Origin of the sequence: Pseudonocardia sp. KRD291 (assembly GCF_019263595.1) — a bacterium.
Classification (GTDB): Bacteria; Actinomycetota; Actinomycetes; order Mycobacteriales; family Pseudonocardiaceae; genus Pseudonocardia.
The window spans coordinates 1-14,985 of the sequence record NZ_JADQDD010000153.1; the positions used below are offsets into that span (position 1 = coordinate 1).

At 70.9% G+C, this 14,985-nt stretch carries 15 protein-coding genes; 6 read left to right on the forward strand and 9 right to left on the reverse strand.

Annotated elements, in window-relative coordinates; translation table 11 throughout:
* Positions 1-237: 237 nt before the first annotated feature.
* Positions 238-435: a CsbD family protein gene (locus I4I78_RS20030; RefSeq protein WP_218612943.1), complete on the forward strand. Its 198-nt coding sequence runs from the start codon at positions 238-240 to the stop codon at positions 433-435.
* A 24-nt stretch (positions 436-459) separates the two neighbouring features.
* On the opposite strand, the gene I4I78_RS20035 is transcribed toward I4I78_RS20030, so the two are convergent.
* Positions 460-1,164 (reverse strand): DsbA family protein, encoded by a 705-nt coding sequence (locus I4I78_RS20035; protein ID WP_218612944.1) that lies wholly within the window; start codon positions 1,162-1,164, stop codon positions 460-462.
* Between the two features lie 181 nt (positions 1,165-1,345).
* Positions 1,346-2,098, reverse strand: coding sequence for a GAF and ANTAR domain-containing protein (locus I4I78_RS20040; protein WP_218612945.1), 753 nt, complete (start codon positions 2,096-2,098; stop codon positions 1,346-1,348).
* A gap of 531 nt (positions 2,099-2,629) precedes the next feature.
* Here I4I78_RS20040 and I4I78_RS20045 point away from each other — a divergent pair.
* Positions 2,630-3,646: an NAD-dependent formate dehydrogenase gene (locus I4I78_RS20045; protein ID WP_218612947.1), complete on the forward strand. Its 1,017-nt coding sequence runs from the start codon at positions 2,630-2,632 to the stop codon at positions 3,644-3,646.
* A gap of 72 nt (positions 3,647-3,718) precedes the next feature.
* Here I4I78_RS20045 and I4I78_RS20050 read toward each other — a convergent pair whose 3' ends face one another.
* Positions 3,719-4,303: a TetR/AcrR family transcriptional regulator gene (locus I4I78_RS20050; RefSeq protein WP_218612950.1), complete on the reverse strand. Its 585-nt coding sequence runs from the start codon at positions 4,301-4,303 to the stop codon at positions 3,719-3,721.
* A 122-nt stretch (positions 4,304-4,425) separates the two neighbouring features.
* Here I4I78_RS20050 and I4I78_RS20055 point away from each other — a divergent pair, with 122 nt between their 5' ends.
* The gene (locus I4I78_RS20055; protein WP_218612951.1) at positions 4,426-5,643 is read left to right on the forward strand and encodes a YbfB/YjiJ family MFS transporter; all 1,218 of its coding nucleotides are present in this window, start codon (positions 4,426-4,428) and stop codon (positions 5,641-5,643) included.
* Here I4I78_RS20055 and I4I78_RS20060 read toward each other — a convergent pair.
* The 6 genes from I4I78_RS20060 to pqqC all read right to left on the reverse strand — a co-directional run bounded on the left by I4I78_RS20060 (position 5,618) and on the right by pqqC (position 11,230).
* Positions 5,618-6,562 carry a fructose-bisphosphatase class II family protein gene (locus I4I78_RS20060; protein ID WP_218612952.1) on the reverse strand — a complete coding sequence of 315 codons (945 nt, stop codon included), beginning with the start codon at positions 6,560-6,562 and terminating at the stop codon, positions 5,618-5,620. The two genes, I4I78_RS20055 and I4I78_RS20060, sit on opposite strands and share 26 nt — an antisense overlap.
* Positions 6,563-6,659: 97 nt before the next feature.
* The gene (locus tag I4I78_RS20065) at positions 6,660-7,637 is read right to left on the reverse strand and encodes a class I fructose-bisphosphate aldolase (RefSeq protein WP_218612953.1); all 978 of its coding nucleotides are present in this window, start codon (positions 7,635-7,637) and stop codon (positions 6,660-6,662) included.
* Between the two features lie 37 nt (positions 7,638-7,674).
* Entirely contained in the window at positions 7,675-8,718 is a 1,044-nt protein-coding gene (locus I4I78_RS20070; RefSeq protein ID WP_218612957.1) for a LysR family transcriptional regulator, read from the reverse strand.
* A gap of 438 nt (positions 8,719-9,156) precedes the next feature.
* On the reverse strand, positions 9,157-10,263 hold the full coding sequence (gene pqqE / locus I4I78_RS20075; RefSeq protein WP_218612959.1) for a pyrroloquinoline quinone biosynthesis protein PqqE: 1,107 nt from the start codon (positions 10,261-10,263) through the stop codon (positions 9,157-9,159).
* A complete protein-coding gene (gene pqqD / locus I4I78_RS20080) occupies positions 10,260-10,538 on the reverse strand; it encodes a pyrroloquinoline quinone biosynthesis peptide chaperone PqqD (protein ID WP_218612962.1) in 279 nt (92 codons plus the stop codon). Before pqqD ends, pqqE begins: the two co-directional genes overlap by 4 nt.
* On the reverse strand, positions 10,535-11,230 hold the full coding sequence (gene pqqC, locus I4I78_RS20085; RefSeq protein WP_218612964.1) for a pyrroloquinoline-quinone synthase PqqC: 696 nt from the start codon (positions 11,228-11,230) through the stop codon (positions 10,535-10,537). The genes pqqD and pqqC overlap by 4 nt, the downstream gene beginning before the upstream one ends.
* Before the next feature lie 393 nt (positions 11,231-11,623).
* Here pqqC and hxlA point away from each other — a divergent pair, with 393 nt between their 5' ends.
* From hxlA to hxlB, 3 genes are all read left to right on the forward strand, one after another.
* Complete coding sequence (gene hxlA, locus I4I78_RS20090; protein ID WP_218612965.1) at positions 11,624-12,253, forward strand: 3-hexulose-6-phosphate synthase; 630 nt, start codon at positions 11,624-11,626, stop codon at positions 12,251-12,253.
* Between the two features lie 39 nt (positions 12,254-12,292).
* Positions 12,293-14,398: a transketolase gene (gene tkt, locus I4I78_RS20095; protein ID WP_218612967.1), complete on the forward strand. Its 2,106-nt coding sequence runs from the start codon at positions 12,293-12,295 to the stop codon at positions 14,396-14,398.
* A gap of 34 nt (positions 14,399-14,432) precedes the next feature.
* On the forward strand, positions 14,433-14,985 hold a 553-nt coding region (gene hxlB, locus I4I78_RS20100; RefSeq protein WP_218612968.1), incomplete at its 3' end, for a 6-phospho-3-hexuloisomerase.

Genomic DNA, 14,985 nt, shown 5'->3' on the forward strand with positions numbered 1-14,985 from the left:
CGAAGACGGGCTGCGCGGACGGGTCTCCGTCCGCTGCGACGCCCGATCCGGCAGTGCCTCTCGGAACGTCGACACCCGTAGGACACCGGCACCGGCAACTCCTCACACCCGGATGGCATGACGCCCCTCACGCAGATCGGTGGGGCCGGCCGCGTGAGGACCGGGCCTGCCCGGTGTCACACGTACCAGCGGCCCCACCCCCGGGGCCGAGCATCACCTCTGTGGAAGGAGCCCGGTATGGGACTCGCGGACAAGGCGAAGAACAAGGCCCAGGAGACCGTCGGCAAGGTCAAGGAGAAGGCCGGCGAGGCCACCGACAACGACCAGCTCGTCCGCGACGGGCAGGCCGACCAGGTCGAGGCCGCCACCAAGCAGGCCGGCGAGAAGGCCAAGGACGCCGCGGGCGACGTCAAGGACAAGTTCACCGAGAACTGACCTTCTCCGCGCCGGCGCGCCGGGTCAGCGCACCTGCGTGCCGGTGCGGGCCAGCTTGGACGAGAGCGGGGTGTCCGGGAACGAGCGCAGGCTGCGCTTGAGCTCGGCGAACCCGCCCCAGCGCGCCAGCGTCGACACCGCGTCCCAGAGTCGCAGCGCGTCGTCGCCCTCGGGCACCGAGTCGATCACCGGGCCGAACAGGCCGGGCCCGTCCGGCGGTGCGAACGACAGGATCGGCGTGCCCACACCGCCACCGCAGCGGCGGGTCGCCTCCTCGGCCTCCGCGCGCAGGTCGTCGTCGCGGCTCCCGTCGTCGGCGGCGTCGGCCAGCTCGACCGGCAGCCCGACCCGCTGCAGCGCACCGGTGAGGTCACGCCGGCGCGCCATCTCGTGCATGACCGCGTCGAAGTCGTCGCCCTCCGGCGGCCCGGAGTTCCACACCAGCTCCCCGAACGCGGTGTAGAGGTCGCCGACGCAGCCCGGCCCGGCCGACTCGCGGGCGGCGTGCACCACCCGCAGCATCTCCAGCCCGCGCAGGTGGCTGTCCGGGTACTCCGGGGACGCCTTCCTGCGCTCCTCGTAGCTGATCTCCTCGTTCAGGATCGCCAGCGACAGCGGACGCCAGGTGACCTCGAGCGGACGCTGCCGGGCGACCTCGACCACCCAGCGGGAGGTGACCCAGCAGAAGGGGCAGATCGGGTCGAAGAAGAACTCGAGTTCGTCGCTCATGGCCTCCGGGTACCCGATCGTCACGCGGTCATGACGGAGGACGGGGAACGACGGCCTGGTGCTGTTCGACACCGGGCTCGTCCCTGAGGCGGCGACCGACCCGGTGGCCCCGGACGACTGGGCCCGCTTCGGAGCCCCCGGTGAGGTCACCGCCTGAGGCCCGGACGTGCGCCGCGTCCGTTCACCTCCGGTCCTCCGGGTCCGGACGGGCGTCGACGGCACCCCCCTGGTCGGCGCTGGAGGTCAGCCAGCGGGCCACCTCGACGAGCTTGAGGTTGGTGTCCTGCGACGAGCGCACCAGCATCTGGAAGGCGCGGTCGTCGTCGACCCGGAAGCGTTCCATCAGGATGCCCTTGGCCTGCCCGATCAGGTCCCGCGTGCCCAGCGCCTGGGCCATCTGGGACGCGTGCTCGGCGCCGTAGAGCAGCAGCGCCGCCTGCGCTCCGAAGAGTCCGGCCACCGTCCGGGCGGACGCGTCGAACACACCCGGGGTGCGGGAGTAGAGGTTGAGCGCGGCGTTGCGGGGGCCGTTCGCGGACAGGTGCGTGGACATCATCGACCGGAATCCCAGCTCCACCGCCCGCGGAGCGAACCGTGGCCAGCGCGCGGCATCCGGGCCGTCGGCCAGGTCCCGGACGAGGACGACCCCGTCCTCCGGCGGTTGCTCGGCCGCGGTGACGCAGGGGCCCTCACGGAGCTCGGACTGCAGTTCGTCGAGCGCGCGGACGTCGCCGGTGGTGGGGCTGCGCGAGGTGACGTGCTTGCTCTCGGTCATCGAGACCCCGCCGGCGTCGACACCGGGCACGGTCTCCACGGCGGCCGCGACGATCTGGTCGAGCGTCTGCTCGAGGTCGGTGATGCTGCGGTGCGCGATCAGGTCACGCGCGGCGTTGCGCAGAGCGATGACGAGCTCGTCGGACTGTTCGGCCTGCATGCGGGTCCCCACCTGGCGCGTCGTCAGCGACACGGGGTTCGGCGCTCGCGCGAGACGGCTACCGATACGGCAGGGCCGGATCGACGCACGGGGTCGCGCTCCGGCGGAGAGCGAGAGGGGCGCGCCGACCGCGGTGCCGCGTGCGCGCAGGGTTGAGCCTGCGGCCCGTGTCCGGTCGGCGGCCGTGTGCTCGACCGCTTTCGGCGAAGCCTACGTGGGCCCACGCCCGGCGGAGCACGGACCTGGGCGAACAGGAGTTGATGTACCCCCAGCCGCGGCCGTACGCTCTCCCGTGGGGTGCTCATGGTCCCGGGGCCGTGTCGCCCAAGGCTTCGACGGTTGACCACACAGGCGTCGAGGCCGAATAACCTTGGCGGGCCCGGCCCAGACCTTGCCGGGTCCCGACCGGGACCGCCCGCCGTGACCCGCCCGGCGTGACCCGCCCGCCGAACGGGCACGCAGGCCGACGGTTCGTCGCCATCCCTCCGGGTAGCGGAACAGGGAGTTCCCGTCCGCCACGGAGGAGATCGCATGAAGGTTGTCGCCGTCCTGTACCCCGACAAGCACCCCGACCGGCACCCCGACGTCCTGGCCAGCACCGAGCGCGGCCTGGACCTCGGCGAGCATCTGGCCGAGCAGGGCCACGAGCTCGTCACCACCAGCGACACCGGCGACGAGCTCGACGCGCAGCTCACCGACGCCGAGGTCGTCGTCACCACCCCGTTCTGGCCCCTCTACCTCGGGCGCGAGCGGATCGAGAAGGCCGCGAACCTCAAGCTCGTGATCACCGCCGGCGTCGGCTCCGACCACGTCGACGCCGACGCGGCCACCGAGCGCGGCATTACCGTCGCCGAGGTCACCGGCTCCAACGTGGTCAGCGTCGCCGAGCACAACGTGCTGCAGATCCTGGCGCTGGTCCGCAACTTCGTCCCCGCCCACCAGCAGGTCCTCGACGGCCGATGGGACGTCGCCGACGCCGCCCAGGAGGCCCACGACCTCGAGGGCAAGACGGTCGGGATCATCGGCCTCGGCGCGATCGGCGCCCGCACCGCGCTGCGGCTCAAGCCCTTCGACGTGACGATGCTCTACCACGCCCGGCACCGCCGCAGCCCCGCCGACGAGTCCGTCCTCGGCGTCCGCTACTCCCGCCTCGACGACCTGATCTCGCAGTCCGACGTCGTGTGCGCCGCCCTCCCGCTGATGGAGGGCAGCAAGGCCCTGTTCGACGCCGACCGGATCGCGACCATGAAGCAGGGCGCCTGGCTGGTCAACACCGCCCGCGGCGCGATCGTCGACACCGACGCCCTGCGCGAGGCCTGCGAGTCCGGCCGCCTCGGCGGCTACGCCGGAGACACCTGGTACCCCCAGCCGGCTCCGGCCGACCACCCCTGGCGGGACATGCCGCGACACGCGCTGACCATCCACTACTCCGGCATGACGATCGAGGCGCAGCAGCGGATCGCCGCCGGGGTCCGGGAGATCATCGACCTGCACCTGGACGGGTCCGCGCCGCCCGAGGACTACATCATCGCCGCCCCCGGCGACTGACAACCCGGGTGCTCGCAGATCGGCGCCGCACCGAGATGACGCTCCCGAGTAGCAGGCACATCCGGCATGTCTTCAGGCGTCCGACGGCTCCGGCGCCTCCAGTGGCAGAAGCGACTCGGCAAGCCGGCGGGCGACTCGGAAGGGCTCTGCACCCTGTTCGACGGTGGAGGTGACGGCGGCACCTTCGAGGAGGATCATCAGTCGGGCAGGAAGCTCCGGACCGGACTCCGGTAGGAGCTCCACCTGCCTTCTCAGGAAACTGCGCACCGCACTCTTGTGGTGCCGCACGACCTCGCGGGCCGGGTCGTCGGACCGGGGCAGCTCCGCGGCCGCGTTGGCGAAGGCGCAGCCCCGGAACCGGTCACGGGACAACCACTCCTCATAGGCGTCGAACACCGCGAGCACCCGCTCACGCGGCGAGGTGATCGAGGCGGTGATCTGGTCGATCTCGGCCTGCCACAGGCGATCGCGCTCGCGCAGGTAGGACACGACCAGCCGCGCTTTCGAGCCGAAGTTCGAGTACAGGGCGGTTTTGGTGACACCGGCCTCGGCGGCGATGGCGTCGACGCCCACGGCGTGGATGCCGTCCCGGTAGAAGAGCCGGTACGCCGTCTCCAGCACCTTCGCCCCGGCACCGCCCCGTGCAGTACGCGCCATCTCAGATCCTCAGCTACCGATCGGTCCAGTTCCGCAGGCCGACGCTACCAGCAGCACCTGTGCCACCAGCCACGGCACAGCTCGCACTATGTCAAACAGACCGGTCTGTTTAGTATCGGGTCATGGACACGAGACCCGATGGCCCCCCGGCGTCACCGGACGCCCCCCGGATCTGGTGGGCGACGGCCATGATCGGTGCAGCTGTCATCGCGTTGTGTTACGGCTTTGCGCGCTATGCGTACGGCCTGTTCGCTCCACGGTTCAGTGCAGCCTTCGATCTCGGTCCGGTCGCCGTCGGGGCCCTCTCCGCGGTCTCGACCGTCGGGTACGTCCTGGGCCTGCTCATCGCTCCCGCCGCGTCGGCACGCTCTGCCCGCACGACGACGCTCGTCGCGGGCACCTCGGCGGCGGTCGGACTGGCCGTCATGGCCCTGGCTCCCGACGTCGTGTACTTCGCGGCCGGCATCCTCGTCGCCGGAGCGGGGGCCGGACTGGTGTCACCGGGCGTCGCCCAGCTGATCGTCGAGACGGTTCGGACGCAGGCGCGTGCCCGTGCCCAGACGTGGGCCAACACCGGAACGGGTGCCGGGCTCGCTCTGACCGCGTTCACCCCGCTGCTCCCTGTCGGCTGGCGACCGGTCTGGCTCGGGTTCGCCGTCCTCGCCGTGATCGTCACGGCGGTCGCGGCACGGTCGCTCCCTCGCACATCGGCGGCCACCGCGACGACAGGACCGGTGAAGGAGCGGCCGGGGCCGGCCGTGCTCGTTCCGCTGCTGCTGAACGCGGTACTTCTCGGAACGGTCAGCGCGCCCTACTGGACGTTCTCGACATCGCGCGTCGGTGAGGCCGGCCTGAGCCCCACGATCGCGACCTGGTCCTGGTGCGCGATCGGCCTCGGCGGACTGGTCAGCGGCACGGCGGGCCGCGCCGTGGAACGCCACGGTCTGCGGGTCACCGGCCTGGCCGTCTGGACGACCTGGTCGGCGGGTATCGCACTGCTGGCGCTTCCGACGCCGGGACCTGTCGGGGCGATCGTTTCGGCGTGTGTGTTCGGCGCCGGCTTCATGGCCCTGACCGGGTTGTGCATCCTGTGGGCCGCCCGCCTGTTCCCGGAGACGCCGTCGCGCGGGGTGACCTGGGGGTTCCTGGCGCTCGGCATCGGGCAGACTGCGGGCTCGTCGCTCGCCGGCGCGGCAGCGGGCGTGGTCGGCCTCGGCCTCACGTTCGCGCTGACCGGTCTGCTCGGCCTCGTTGCGTGGACCCAGATGCATCCTCGACTCGCGCCACCTGTGCGAACCGACGTGGAACGATCCGTCAGGCGAACCGGTGCTCGGACCTGACCATCCGCACCGTGTCCGGCTTCGAGCACAGCACCATGGACTCCGTGCTGATGCGGCCCGAGCGGTTCTGGACACCGCGCAGCAGCTCGCTGGTGGTCACCCCCGTCGCGCAGAACAGAACGCGCCCGCCGCGTAGCAGGTCGCCGGTGTGCAGGACCTTGTCGACGCCCGCGAACCGCAGCCGGACCTGGAGCGACCCGCCCAGGCAGGACAGGGCGGCCGCGGCGATGACCCCGGCCTCCGCTCCCCCGGTGCCCAGCAGCACGTCCACCGAGCTCTCCGAACGCGCCGCGGCGATCGCTCCCGCGACGTCGCCTCCCTGCAGCACGTGGACCCGCGCCCCGGCAGCACGGATCTCGTTCATGAGCTCCCGGTGCCGCGGCCGGTCGAGCACGGCGACCACCAGGTCCGACGCCCGCACCCCCTTCACCGCGGCCACCGCGCGCAGGTTCTCCGCCACCGGCCGGGTGATGTCGACGACGTCGCCACAGTCGGAGCCGACGGCCAGCTTCTCCACGACGACGGCCGGCGGCGGTACGTACAGCGCACCGGGCTCGGCCACCGCGATCACCGCCAGCGAGTTCGGCACGTCCTTGACCGGGGACAGGGCGCCGTGACCCACTCGGATGCCGAGATCGCACTCCGGCCCGTCACCGAACCCGACGTCGTCGCCGATGCGCAGGGCGGGGGTGTCGTCCTGCCCGCCCTCACCGATCACCACGGTGCCGCGCACGGGCACGGACGTGAGGTGCTCGTGCATCGCGACGGTGGCAGCGGCCCGGCCGCTGTCCGGCTCGCCGCGGCCGACCCATCGGCCGGCCGCGATCGCGGCGGCTTCGGTCACCCGCACGAGCTCCAGCGCGAGAGCCTGATCAGGCTCGCGGGACACCCCGGTGGTGAACCATTCCTGAGTACTCATCACCCTCGATCCACTCGAACGGGCACGGACACGAGCAGCGGTGGATGCCGAGGGCGGCCGGCCACCAGGTACGGCCGCCCTCGACGGGATCAGGGGCTCAGCGTGCGGAGGCGTTCGCGACGGCACGCCCGGACAGCGCCTCCTGCCCGGCGGCCCACTTGTTCTCGTCACCGCGCCACGCCTCCAGCGCCGGCCCGACCAGCGCCCGGCCGAACGAGTACGTGAGCTCCCAGGGCAGCGGGTCGAGCTTCTGCATCGCCCCGAGGTGCTGCGTCGCCACCTCCGGGTGCTGCCCGCCGGAGAGGAACGCGATGCCCGGTACGGACGCGGGCACGGTCTCCCGCAGCGCCTCCACGGTGGCCCGTGCGACGTCGTCCACCGCGGGTCGCTCCGCGCTGCCGACCCCGGCCACGACCATGTTGGGCTTGAGGACGATGCCGTCGAGCTGCACCCCCAGCAGGTCGAGCTCCTCGAACACCGACTTCAGCACGGCGGTCGTCACCTGCTGGCAGCGTGCCAGCGAGTGGGTGCCGTCCATCAGCACCTCGGGTTCCACGATGGGCACCAGCCCGCCCTCCTGACAGAGACCGGCGTAGCGCGCCAGCGCGTGGACGTTCGCGCGCACCGCCCGATCCGACGGCGCCCCGTCACCGATCGTGATCACTGCGCGCCACTTCGCGAACGTGGCGCCGAGCCGCACGTACTCCGCGACTCGTTCCCGCAGCCCGTCGAGGCCCTCGGTGATCTTCTCGTCCGGTGCCCCCGCCAGCGGCTTCGCCCCGGTGTCGACCTTGATCCCGGCGAGGATCCCGATGTCCTCGAGGTGCTCCGGAAACGTACGACCGTTGTTCAGTTTCTGGTAGAACGTCTCGTCCGCGAGGATGACGCCGCTGATCGATTCGGAGAGCCGCGGAGTGGTGACGATCAACTCCCGGTACACCCGGCGGTTCTCCGCGGTCGGCTCGACCCCGACGCTCTCCAGCCGGGCGGACATCGTCCCGATGCTCTCGTCGGCGGCAAGAATACCGCGCCTGTCGGACACGAGGGTCTGTGCGATCTTGTTCAGAGCTGACACTGTCGTTGATCTCCTGTAGTCGCTACGGATTCGGCAGTCAGGCGATCGCCTCGTGGGCGTCGATCGCCAGGGTTTTCCGCGGTCGCGGCCTCGTTCGTGTACGTGAGCCGGTTTGTCTCGATTTCTGACCCGGCCCGATGACGGGCACCAGAGGCCCTTTCGACGCGGCGATCTCCACCAGCTCTGCCGCATACCGTGGAAGGCTCCGGCGCTCGCTCCACGCCGCGTAGATGGACCTGGCGGGCATCTCCTGGTCGACGGCCACCAGATGCAGCCGCCCTTCCGCGAGCTCGGCCCGCACGGTGGAGACGTTCAGTACCGTCGCCCGCTGGCTGGTCGCGACCGCCTGCTTGATCGCGCCGGTGGACGGCAGCTCGACGTAGCTCTGTCGGGCGCCCTCGGCTCCCAGGAGCTCGTCGGTGAACTCCCGGAGTCCGGAGCCGCGCTCGCGCAGCGCCAGGGGCGCCGCCGCCAGCTCCGACGCCGTCACGGGGGTACTACGCACGGCCCACGGATGTCTCGAGCCGACCACGACGGCCAGCTCGTCGTCGCAGATGTACCGGGTCACCAGGCCATCGCGATGCTGTTGCCCCCCTTGGCCGCCCGCCTGACACCAGCCGTCGATGAACGCGAGGTCGACGTGGCTCGCCAGGATCAGCTGGCGCAGCTCGTCGACGCTGCCGGTCTGCACTTCGACCCGCGCCTCTCCGAACGAGAAGCCGGAGCGGTTCAGCCACCCGGGAATCAGGTGCTCGGAGATCGCCGGGCTGCCGGCGACCCGGAGCCGTTTCACCTCGGACGACCGGGCGCGGGAGCCGAATTCCAGGAGTTCCCGCGCCGCCTGCATCACGTTGCGGGCGTACTCCGCCAGCATCTCCCCTTCCTCGGTGAGCTTCGAACCGGCGGGAGAGCGTTCCAGCAGCCGGAGACCGAGCCTTCGTTCCATTGCGCTGATCCGGGTACTGGCGGCCGGCTGGGAAAGGCTGTGTGCCTGCGCCGCCTTTCCCACGCTGCCGTAGCTCTCGACAGACAGCAGCAAATCGAGGTCGGCGAGCTGAGGCATCTTGGACGGAAGCACCATTGGTTTCACCCTCTCGCACTGAACCGGCGGCTCACGGCTCCCAGCGAGATTGCTCAAAACGCCAGGCACGGTCAAGCGACCGGATACGAACGCACGCTGCGCGCGCATGAACGGGGCGTACCGGGCCATCTACGGGACGGTGACGGACAAGGGGACGGTGACGGCGCTCACTGTCCCTTTCGTGACGCCGCAGGCACCGTTCGTCGTCGATGAGCCCCCGTTCGTTCGATCCGAGGTCACCAGGGCCCCCGCGACGTCGCCGCACCGTCGGCGCACGCCGCCCGCCGCGTCACCGGCGCGCGTCGAGTGGGCGGTCCCACGGCGTCCGCCGCACGACCGCCCACTCCCCGATCATCTACTGTGGACAGAACGAGCGTGCGGGGCCCGCGGTGACGAGACGGCGGCCCTCTCGTGCCGCCGCCTCGTCCCGCGTCGGGGTCATCGTCCTCGTGTGGACACCGTCGGCCGGCGGTGGACGAGTTGCCCGCCCGCCCCGCCGTCCTGGTTGGCCCGCACGAGCGCGTCGCGCACCAGGTGGTGGTCCGGCGAGTGCTGACACACCGGGTCGGTGCGTCCCGCGTCGCCGGTCAGAGCGAAGGCCTGGCAGCGGCAGCCGCCGAAGTCGAGCTCCTTGCGCACGCAGCTGCGGCACGGGTCGGGCATCCACTCCGTGCCCCGGAACGCCTCGAAGGCGGCGGATCTCGTCCAGATCCATTCGAGGTCGTGCTCACGCACGGAGGCGAACTCCATGGTCGTGATCTCCGCCGCCACCGGGCACGGGTACACGACGCCGTCCGGGGCGACGGTCAGCGCCGTCTGCGCCCAGCCACCCATGCACGGCTTCGGGTAGGGCTCGTAGTAGTCCGGGAGGATCCAGAGCATCTCCATCTGCTCGGCCAGCTCGGCCTTGCGGCGCCGGTAGACGCCGACCGCGTCGTCCAGCTGGGCCCTGCCGGGCATCAGCTGTTCGCGGTTGCGCAGCGCCCAGCCGTAGTACTGGGCGTTGGCGAGCTCCAGCCGTTCGGCGCCCCACCGCACGCAGACGTCGATGATCGCGTTCAGCCGAGCCAGGTTCAACCGGTGCAGGACGACGTTCATGTTCAACGGCAGCCCGGCGTCGCGGATGATGCGCGCCGCCGCTTCCTTCTTGTCGAACCGCTTGCTCGCCGCGACCAGGTCCGTCGACTCGGCGGCGTCGCCCTGGATGCTCAGCTGGGCGCTGTTGAGCCCGGCGGCGACCAGCGACTCCGTCCGGCTCTCCGTGAGCCCGAGACCGCTGGTGATCAGGTTCGTGTACAGGCCGAGGCGACGGCACTCGGCGACCAGTGTCTCCAGATCACCGCGGACGAGGGGCTCGCCTCCCGAGAGGTGGACCTGCACGACACCGAGCTCGGCCGCCTGGTCGATCACCCGCAGCCAGTCGTCGGTGGCGAGCTCGTCCTGGCGTTCGAGCAGCGCCAACGGGTTCGAGCAGTAGACACAGTGCAACGGACACCGGTGGGTGACCTCGGCCAACAGGCCGTACGGCTGGGGAGTCCCGCTCACGTGACCACTACCCAGCCTCGCCCGCTGGCGTCGTTGAGGAACGAGATGACGTCGTTCGCGAGGTCGGTCGCCTCGAAGTCGTGCTCGAGCTTCTCGACCAGCTGCCGCACGGTCCGGCTGCCGTCGCACAGGCCCAGGATCGCCGCGCTGGAGGTGTTGAGGAGCACGACCCGTTCGGGCAGCAGCAACAGCTGCACCTCCCGGACGCGGTCGTGCTTGAGCATCGCCTTGGTCGCCAGCCGGGGGGTGGCGGTCAACTCGTAGGCGGCCGTCATGAGCTCTTGCCGTACTCGAGTTCCACGGCGTCGAGCAGGCTCCAGAGGACGTCGCACTTGAACTCCAGCGCCCGTGCGCACGCCTCCTGCTGGTCCCGGGACGTCGCGTTGTCGCGCACCAGCTCGAGCAGGTGCGCGATGTCCTTGGGCTGCTGGGTGAGCCTCGCCCGGAAGTACTCCAGGCCTTCGGTCGCGATCCACGGGTAGTGGCGCCGGACGTCGGCGACCCGCCTGCTGAGCAGATCCGGCGCGAACAGCTCGGTCAGCGCCGACGCCACCGACTCCAGCCAGGGTTGCCGGCGGCAGAAGTCCACGTAGGCGTCCACCGCGAACCGCACGCCGGGCAGCACGGTGTCGTTGTCGAACAGCTGCTCGCGGGTCAGGCCGACGGCGTCGCCGAGGCGGACCCACTTCTCGAGGCCACCCTCGTCGCCGGTGCGACCGTCGTGGTCGATGATGCGCTGGATCCACCGGCGCCGGTCGTCCCGGCCCGGGAGCTTGGTCAGGATGAACGCGTCCTTCACCGGCAGGTTCACCTGGTAGTAGAAGCGGTTCCGCACCCACCCCCGGAACTCCTCTTCGGTCAGCGACCCCGCGTGCATCCGTTCGTTGAACGGATGCAGATGGTGGTACCGCTTTTCCCCGATCGACCGCAGCCGCGCTTCGAACTCATCCGCGGGCCAGGCGTCCATACTTTTCCCTCCACGCCGGCTCGACCGGCACTGATCACCTTTTTCGGCGACCGCGATCGCGGCGCAGGACCACGCGAATTCGGGGTCGGCGCGGGCGTTCCCCCACTTCATGGCGTCGTCCCGCAGCTCGACCCCGGTCGTTCTCCTCTTCGCCACCTTCTTCACCCACGCCGCGCCCTGGCAACCGATCACGCACGACCGGGGCCGCACCACGGACGAACGGCGACCAGCCCGCCACGAGCGGCCGGTGGCCGGCTTCGGGGTTTCCGGTGGCTATTCGTGGTGTGTATCGGGGGATTGTTTTTCCGGATGTGCTGGGGTGTTGCCGGTTTTTGGTGGGGTCGGTGATGGTTGTCGGGACTTGGACGTGCTCGTGGCGATGAGGAGATTGTTGTGAAGTTGCAGGTGGCGTTGGATGTGCTGGACCTTCCGTCGGCGTTGACCCTGGCGAAGCAGGTGGCCGAGCACGTGGACATCCTGGAGCTGGGGACGCCGTTGGTGAAGTCGGCGGGGATCGCGGCGGTGACCGCGATCAAGGCGGCGCACCCGGACAAGCAGGTGTTCGCGGATCTGAAGACCGCTGATGCCGGTGAGCTGGAGGCGACGCTGGCGTTCGAGGCGGGCGCGGATCTGGTGACGGTGATGGGTGCCGCCGATGACGACACGATCCGTGGTGCTGTCGCGGCGGGGAAGAAGTTCGGCAAGCAGGTCGTGGCGGACATGATCAGTGTCGTGGATGAGCGGGTCTCCCGGATCCAGGAGGTCGCGAAGCTGGGTGTGGACTTCGTGGAGATCCACGCGGGTCTCGACGAGCAGGCGCGTCCGGGGTACTCGATCGAGCAGCTGCTCGAGGACGGGCGGCTGGCCGGGGTTCCGTTCTCGATCGCCGGCGGGGTGAAGGCGGACACGATCGCCTCGGTGCGCGACGCCGGTGCCGTGGTCGCGGTGGCGGGCGGGGCGATCTACGGCGCCCCCGACCCCGGTGCCGCCGCGGCCGAGCTCAAGAAGCGCGCCACCCGCTGATCCGTCCACCCGCCCGGCGAGACTAAGGACTGCCCGTTCATGGCACCACACCAATCCGCTGACGAGGTCGTTCGCCTGACCACCCGGCGACTCCCCGAGGACTGGTCCGATGTGGACCGGCGCGCGGTCGACACCGCCCGCGTGCTGGCCGCGGACGCGGTCGAGCAGTGCGGGAGCGGACACCCCGGCACGGCCATGAGCCTCGCGCCGGTCGCCTACGCGCTGTTCCAGCGCGTCATGCGGCACGATCCCGGCGACCCGCGGTGGCTCGGGCGGGACCGGTTCGTGCTCTCCGCCGGGCATTCCAGCCTCACTCTCTACATCCAGCTGTTCCTCTCCGGTTACGGCCTCGAACTCGACGACCTGAAGGCCCTGCGCACGTGGGGTTCCCTGACGCCGGGCCACCCCGAGTACGGGCACACCGACGGCGTGGAGACCACCACCGGCCCGCTCGGCCAGGGCCTGGCCAACGCGGTCGGGATGGCGATGGCCGCCCGTCGCGAGCGTGGGCTGTTCGACCCGGACACCGAGCCGGGCACCAGCGTGTTCGACCACCAGATCTACGCGATCGCCTCCGACGGCGACATCGAGGAGGGCGTCACCTCCGAGGCGTCGTCCCTGGCCGGCACGCAGCAGCTGGGCAACCTCACCGTGATCTACGACGCCAACGAGATCTCGATCGAGGACGACACCGCCATCGCTCTGTCCGAGGACACCGCGATGCGCTACCGCGCCTACGGCTGGCACGTCGTCACGGTCGACGGCGGCGAGAACGTCTCCGCGTTCCTGGAGGCGGTCGAGCAGGGCAGGGCCGAGACCACACGCCCGACCCTGATCGTGCTGCGCACCGTGATCGGCTTCCCGGCACCGAACCTGATGAACACCGGCAAGGCTCACGGCGCCGCGCTGGGCGCCGAGGAGATCGTCGCGGTGAAGCGCGCCGTCGGCCTCGATCCCGACCAGAGCTTCCAGGTCGACGACGACGTCCTGCGCCACACCCGCGAGGTGGCCGAGCGGGGCCGGGCCGACCACGAGAAGTGGCAGCTCGAGTTCGACGCCTGGGCGCAGGCCAACCCGGCGCGCAAGAAGCTGCTGGATCGCCTCGGCAACCGCGAGCTCCCGGCGGGGTGGTCCGACAACCTGCCCACCTGGGGAGTGGACGGCGGAGGAGTCGCCACGCGCAAGGCGTCGGCCGCGGTACTGGCCGCGCTGGGCGAGGTGCTGCCCGAGCTGTGGGGCGGGTCGGCCGACCTGGCCGAGAGCAACAACACCACGATCAAGGGCGCGGACTCCTTCGGCCCGGCCGAGATCTCCACCGCAGCCTGGACGGCCCAGCCGTACGGTCGCACGCTGCACTTCGGCATCCGTGAGCACGCGATGGGGTCGATCCTCAACGGCATCGCGCTGCACGGTGGGACACGGCCCTACGGTGGCACCTTCCTCATCTTCAGCGACTACATGCGCCCCGCGGTGCGCCTGGCGGCGCTGATGAAGCTGCCGGTCGTCTACGTGTGGACGCACGACTCGATCGGCCTCGGCGAGGACGGCCCGACCCACCAGCCCGTCGAGCAGCTGGCCACGCTGCGCGCGATCCCCGGCATGTCCGTGGTGCGTCCGGCGGACGCGAACGAGACCGCGCACGCCTGGAAGGCCGTGCTGGAGGACACCGGCGGCCCGGCCGGCCTGGCGCTCACCCGCCAGAACGTGCCGACGCTTGCGGGCACGTCCGCCGAGGGCGTCGCCCGTGGCGGGTACGTGCTCGCCGAGGCGTCCTCGGGGAGTCCCGAGGTGGTGCTGGTCGGCACCGGCTCCGAGGTCCAGCTGGCCGTGGAGGCCAGGACGATCCTCGAGTCCGACGGGATCGCGACCCGGGTGGTGTCGATGCCGTGCGTGGAGTGGTTCGACCGGCAGGACCGGTCCTACCGGGACGAGGTGCTGCCGCCTGCGGTGCGGGCCAGGGTGGTCGTCGAAGCGGGCGTGGCGCAGCCGTGGCACCGGTTGGCCGGCGACGCCGGCGAGATCGTGTCGCTGGAGCACTTCGGCGCCTCGGCGGACTTCACGACCCTGTTCAGGGAGTTCGGCATCACCACCGAGGCCGTGGTCGACGCGGCGCGGCGCAGTGTGAAGTCCGCGCGGCGGGGATGACCCACCGCCTCGATCACCAGATAGGGAGATTTCGTTGACGCAGTCGACATCGAAGAAGCTGGACGCCGGCACCTTCTCGGACGCCACCCGTACGGTCGTCGGGGAGGTGGAGAGGGTGAGTGCCGCGGTCGAGCCCGAGGCCTGGACGCGTGCCGGGGAACTGCTGCTCGACGCGCAGAAGGTGTTCACCCTCGGGACCGGGCGCAGCGGGCTCGCCCTGCAGATGGCCGCGATGCGGTTCATGCACCTCGGGCTCTCGACGCACGTCGTCGGTGAGGTCACCGCCCCCGCGATCGGCGAGGGCGACGTCCTGGTGGCGGCATCGGGTTCGGGCACGACGGGCCGCGTGGTGAAGGCCGCGGAGAAGGCTCGTGACCAGGGCGCGAGCGTGATCGCGCTGACCACGGCGGCCGAGTCGCCGCTGGCCGGGCTCGCGACCGAGGTGCTCATCATCCCGGCCGCCGACAAGCAGGACTTCGACGGCAACGCGTCCGTCCAGTACGCGGGCAGCCTGTTCGAACAGTCCGTGCTGCTGAACTCGGACGCGCTGTTCCACACTCTGTGGAAGACCGCCGGCGCCCAGGCCC

Excerpts from the sequence above, each read along its gene's own strand:
- I4I78_RS20030 (WP_218612943.1), top strand. The coding sequence starts at position 238 with ATGGGACTCGCGGACAAGGCGAAGAACAAGGCCCAGGAGACCGTCGGC.
- I4I78_RS20035 (WP_218612944.1), bottom strand. The coding sequence starts at position 1,164 with ATGAGCGACGAACTCGAGTTCTTCTTCGACCCGATCTGCCCCTTCTGC.
- I4I78_RS20040 (WP_218612945.1), bottom strand. The coding sequence starts at position 2,098 with ATGCAGGCCGAACAGTCCGACGAGCTCGTCATCGCTCTGCGCAACGCC.
- I4I78_RS20045 (WP_218612947.1), top strand. The coding sequence starts at position 2,630 with ATGAAGGTTGTCGCCGTCCTGTACCCCGACAAGCACCCCGACCGGCAC.
- I4I78_RS20050 (WP_218612950.1), bottom strand. The coding sequence starts at position 4,303 with ATGGCGCGTACTGCACGGGGCGGTGCCGGGGCGAAGGTGCTGGAGACG.
- I4I78_RS20055 (WP_218612951.1), top strand. The coding sequence starts at position 4,426 with ATGGACACGAGACCCGATGGCCCCCCGGCGTCACCGGACGCCCCCCGG.
- I4I78_RS20060 (WP_218612952.1), bottom strand. The coding sequence starts at position 6,562 with ATGAGTACTCAGGAATGGTTCACCACCGGGGTGTCCCGCGAGCCTGAT.
- I4I78_RS20070 (WP_218612957.1), bottom strand. The coding sequence starts at position 8,718 with ATGGTGCTTCCGTCCAAGATGCCTCAGCTCGCCGACCTCGATTTGCTG.
- pqqD (WP_218612962.1), bottom strand. The coding sequence starts at position 10,538 with ATGACGGCCGCCTACGAGTTGACCGCCACCCCCCGGCTGGCGACCAAG.
- pqqC (WP_218612964.1), bottom strand. The coding sequence starts at position 11,230 with ATGGACGCCTGGCCCGCGGATGAGTTCGAAGCGCGGCTGCGGTCGATC.
- tkt (WP_218612967.1), top strand. The coding sequence starts at position 12,293 with ATGGCACCACACCAATCCGCTGACGAGGTCGTTCGCCTGACCACCCGG.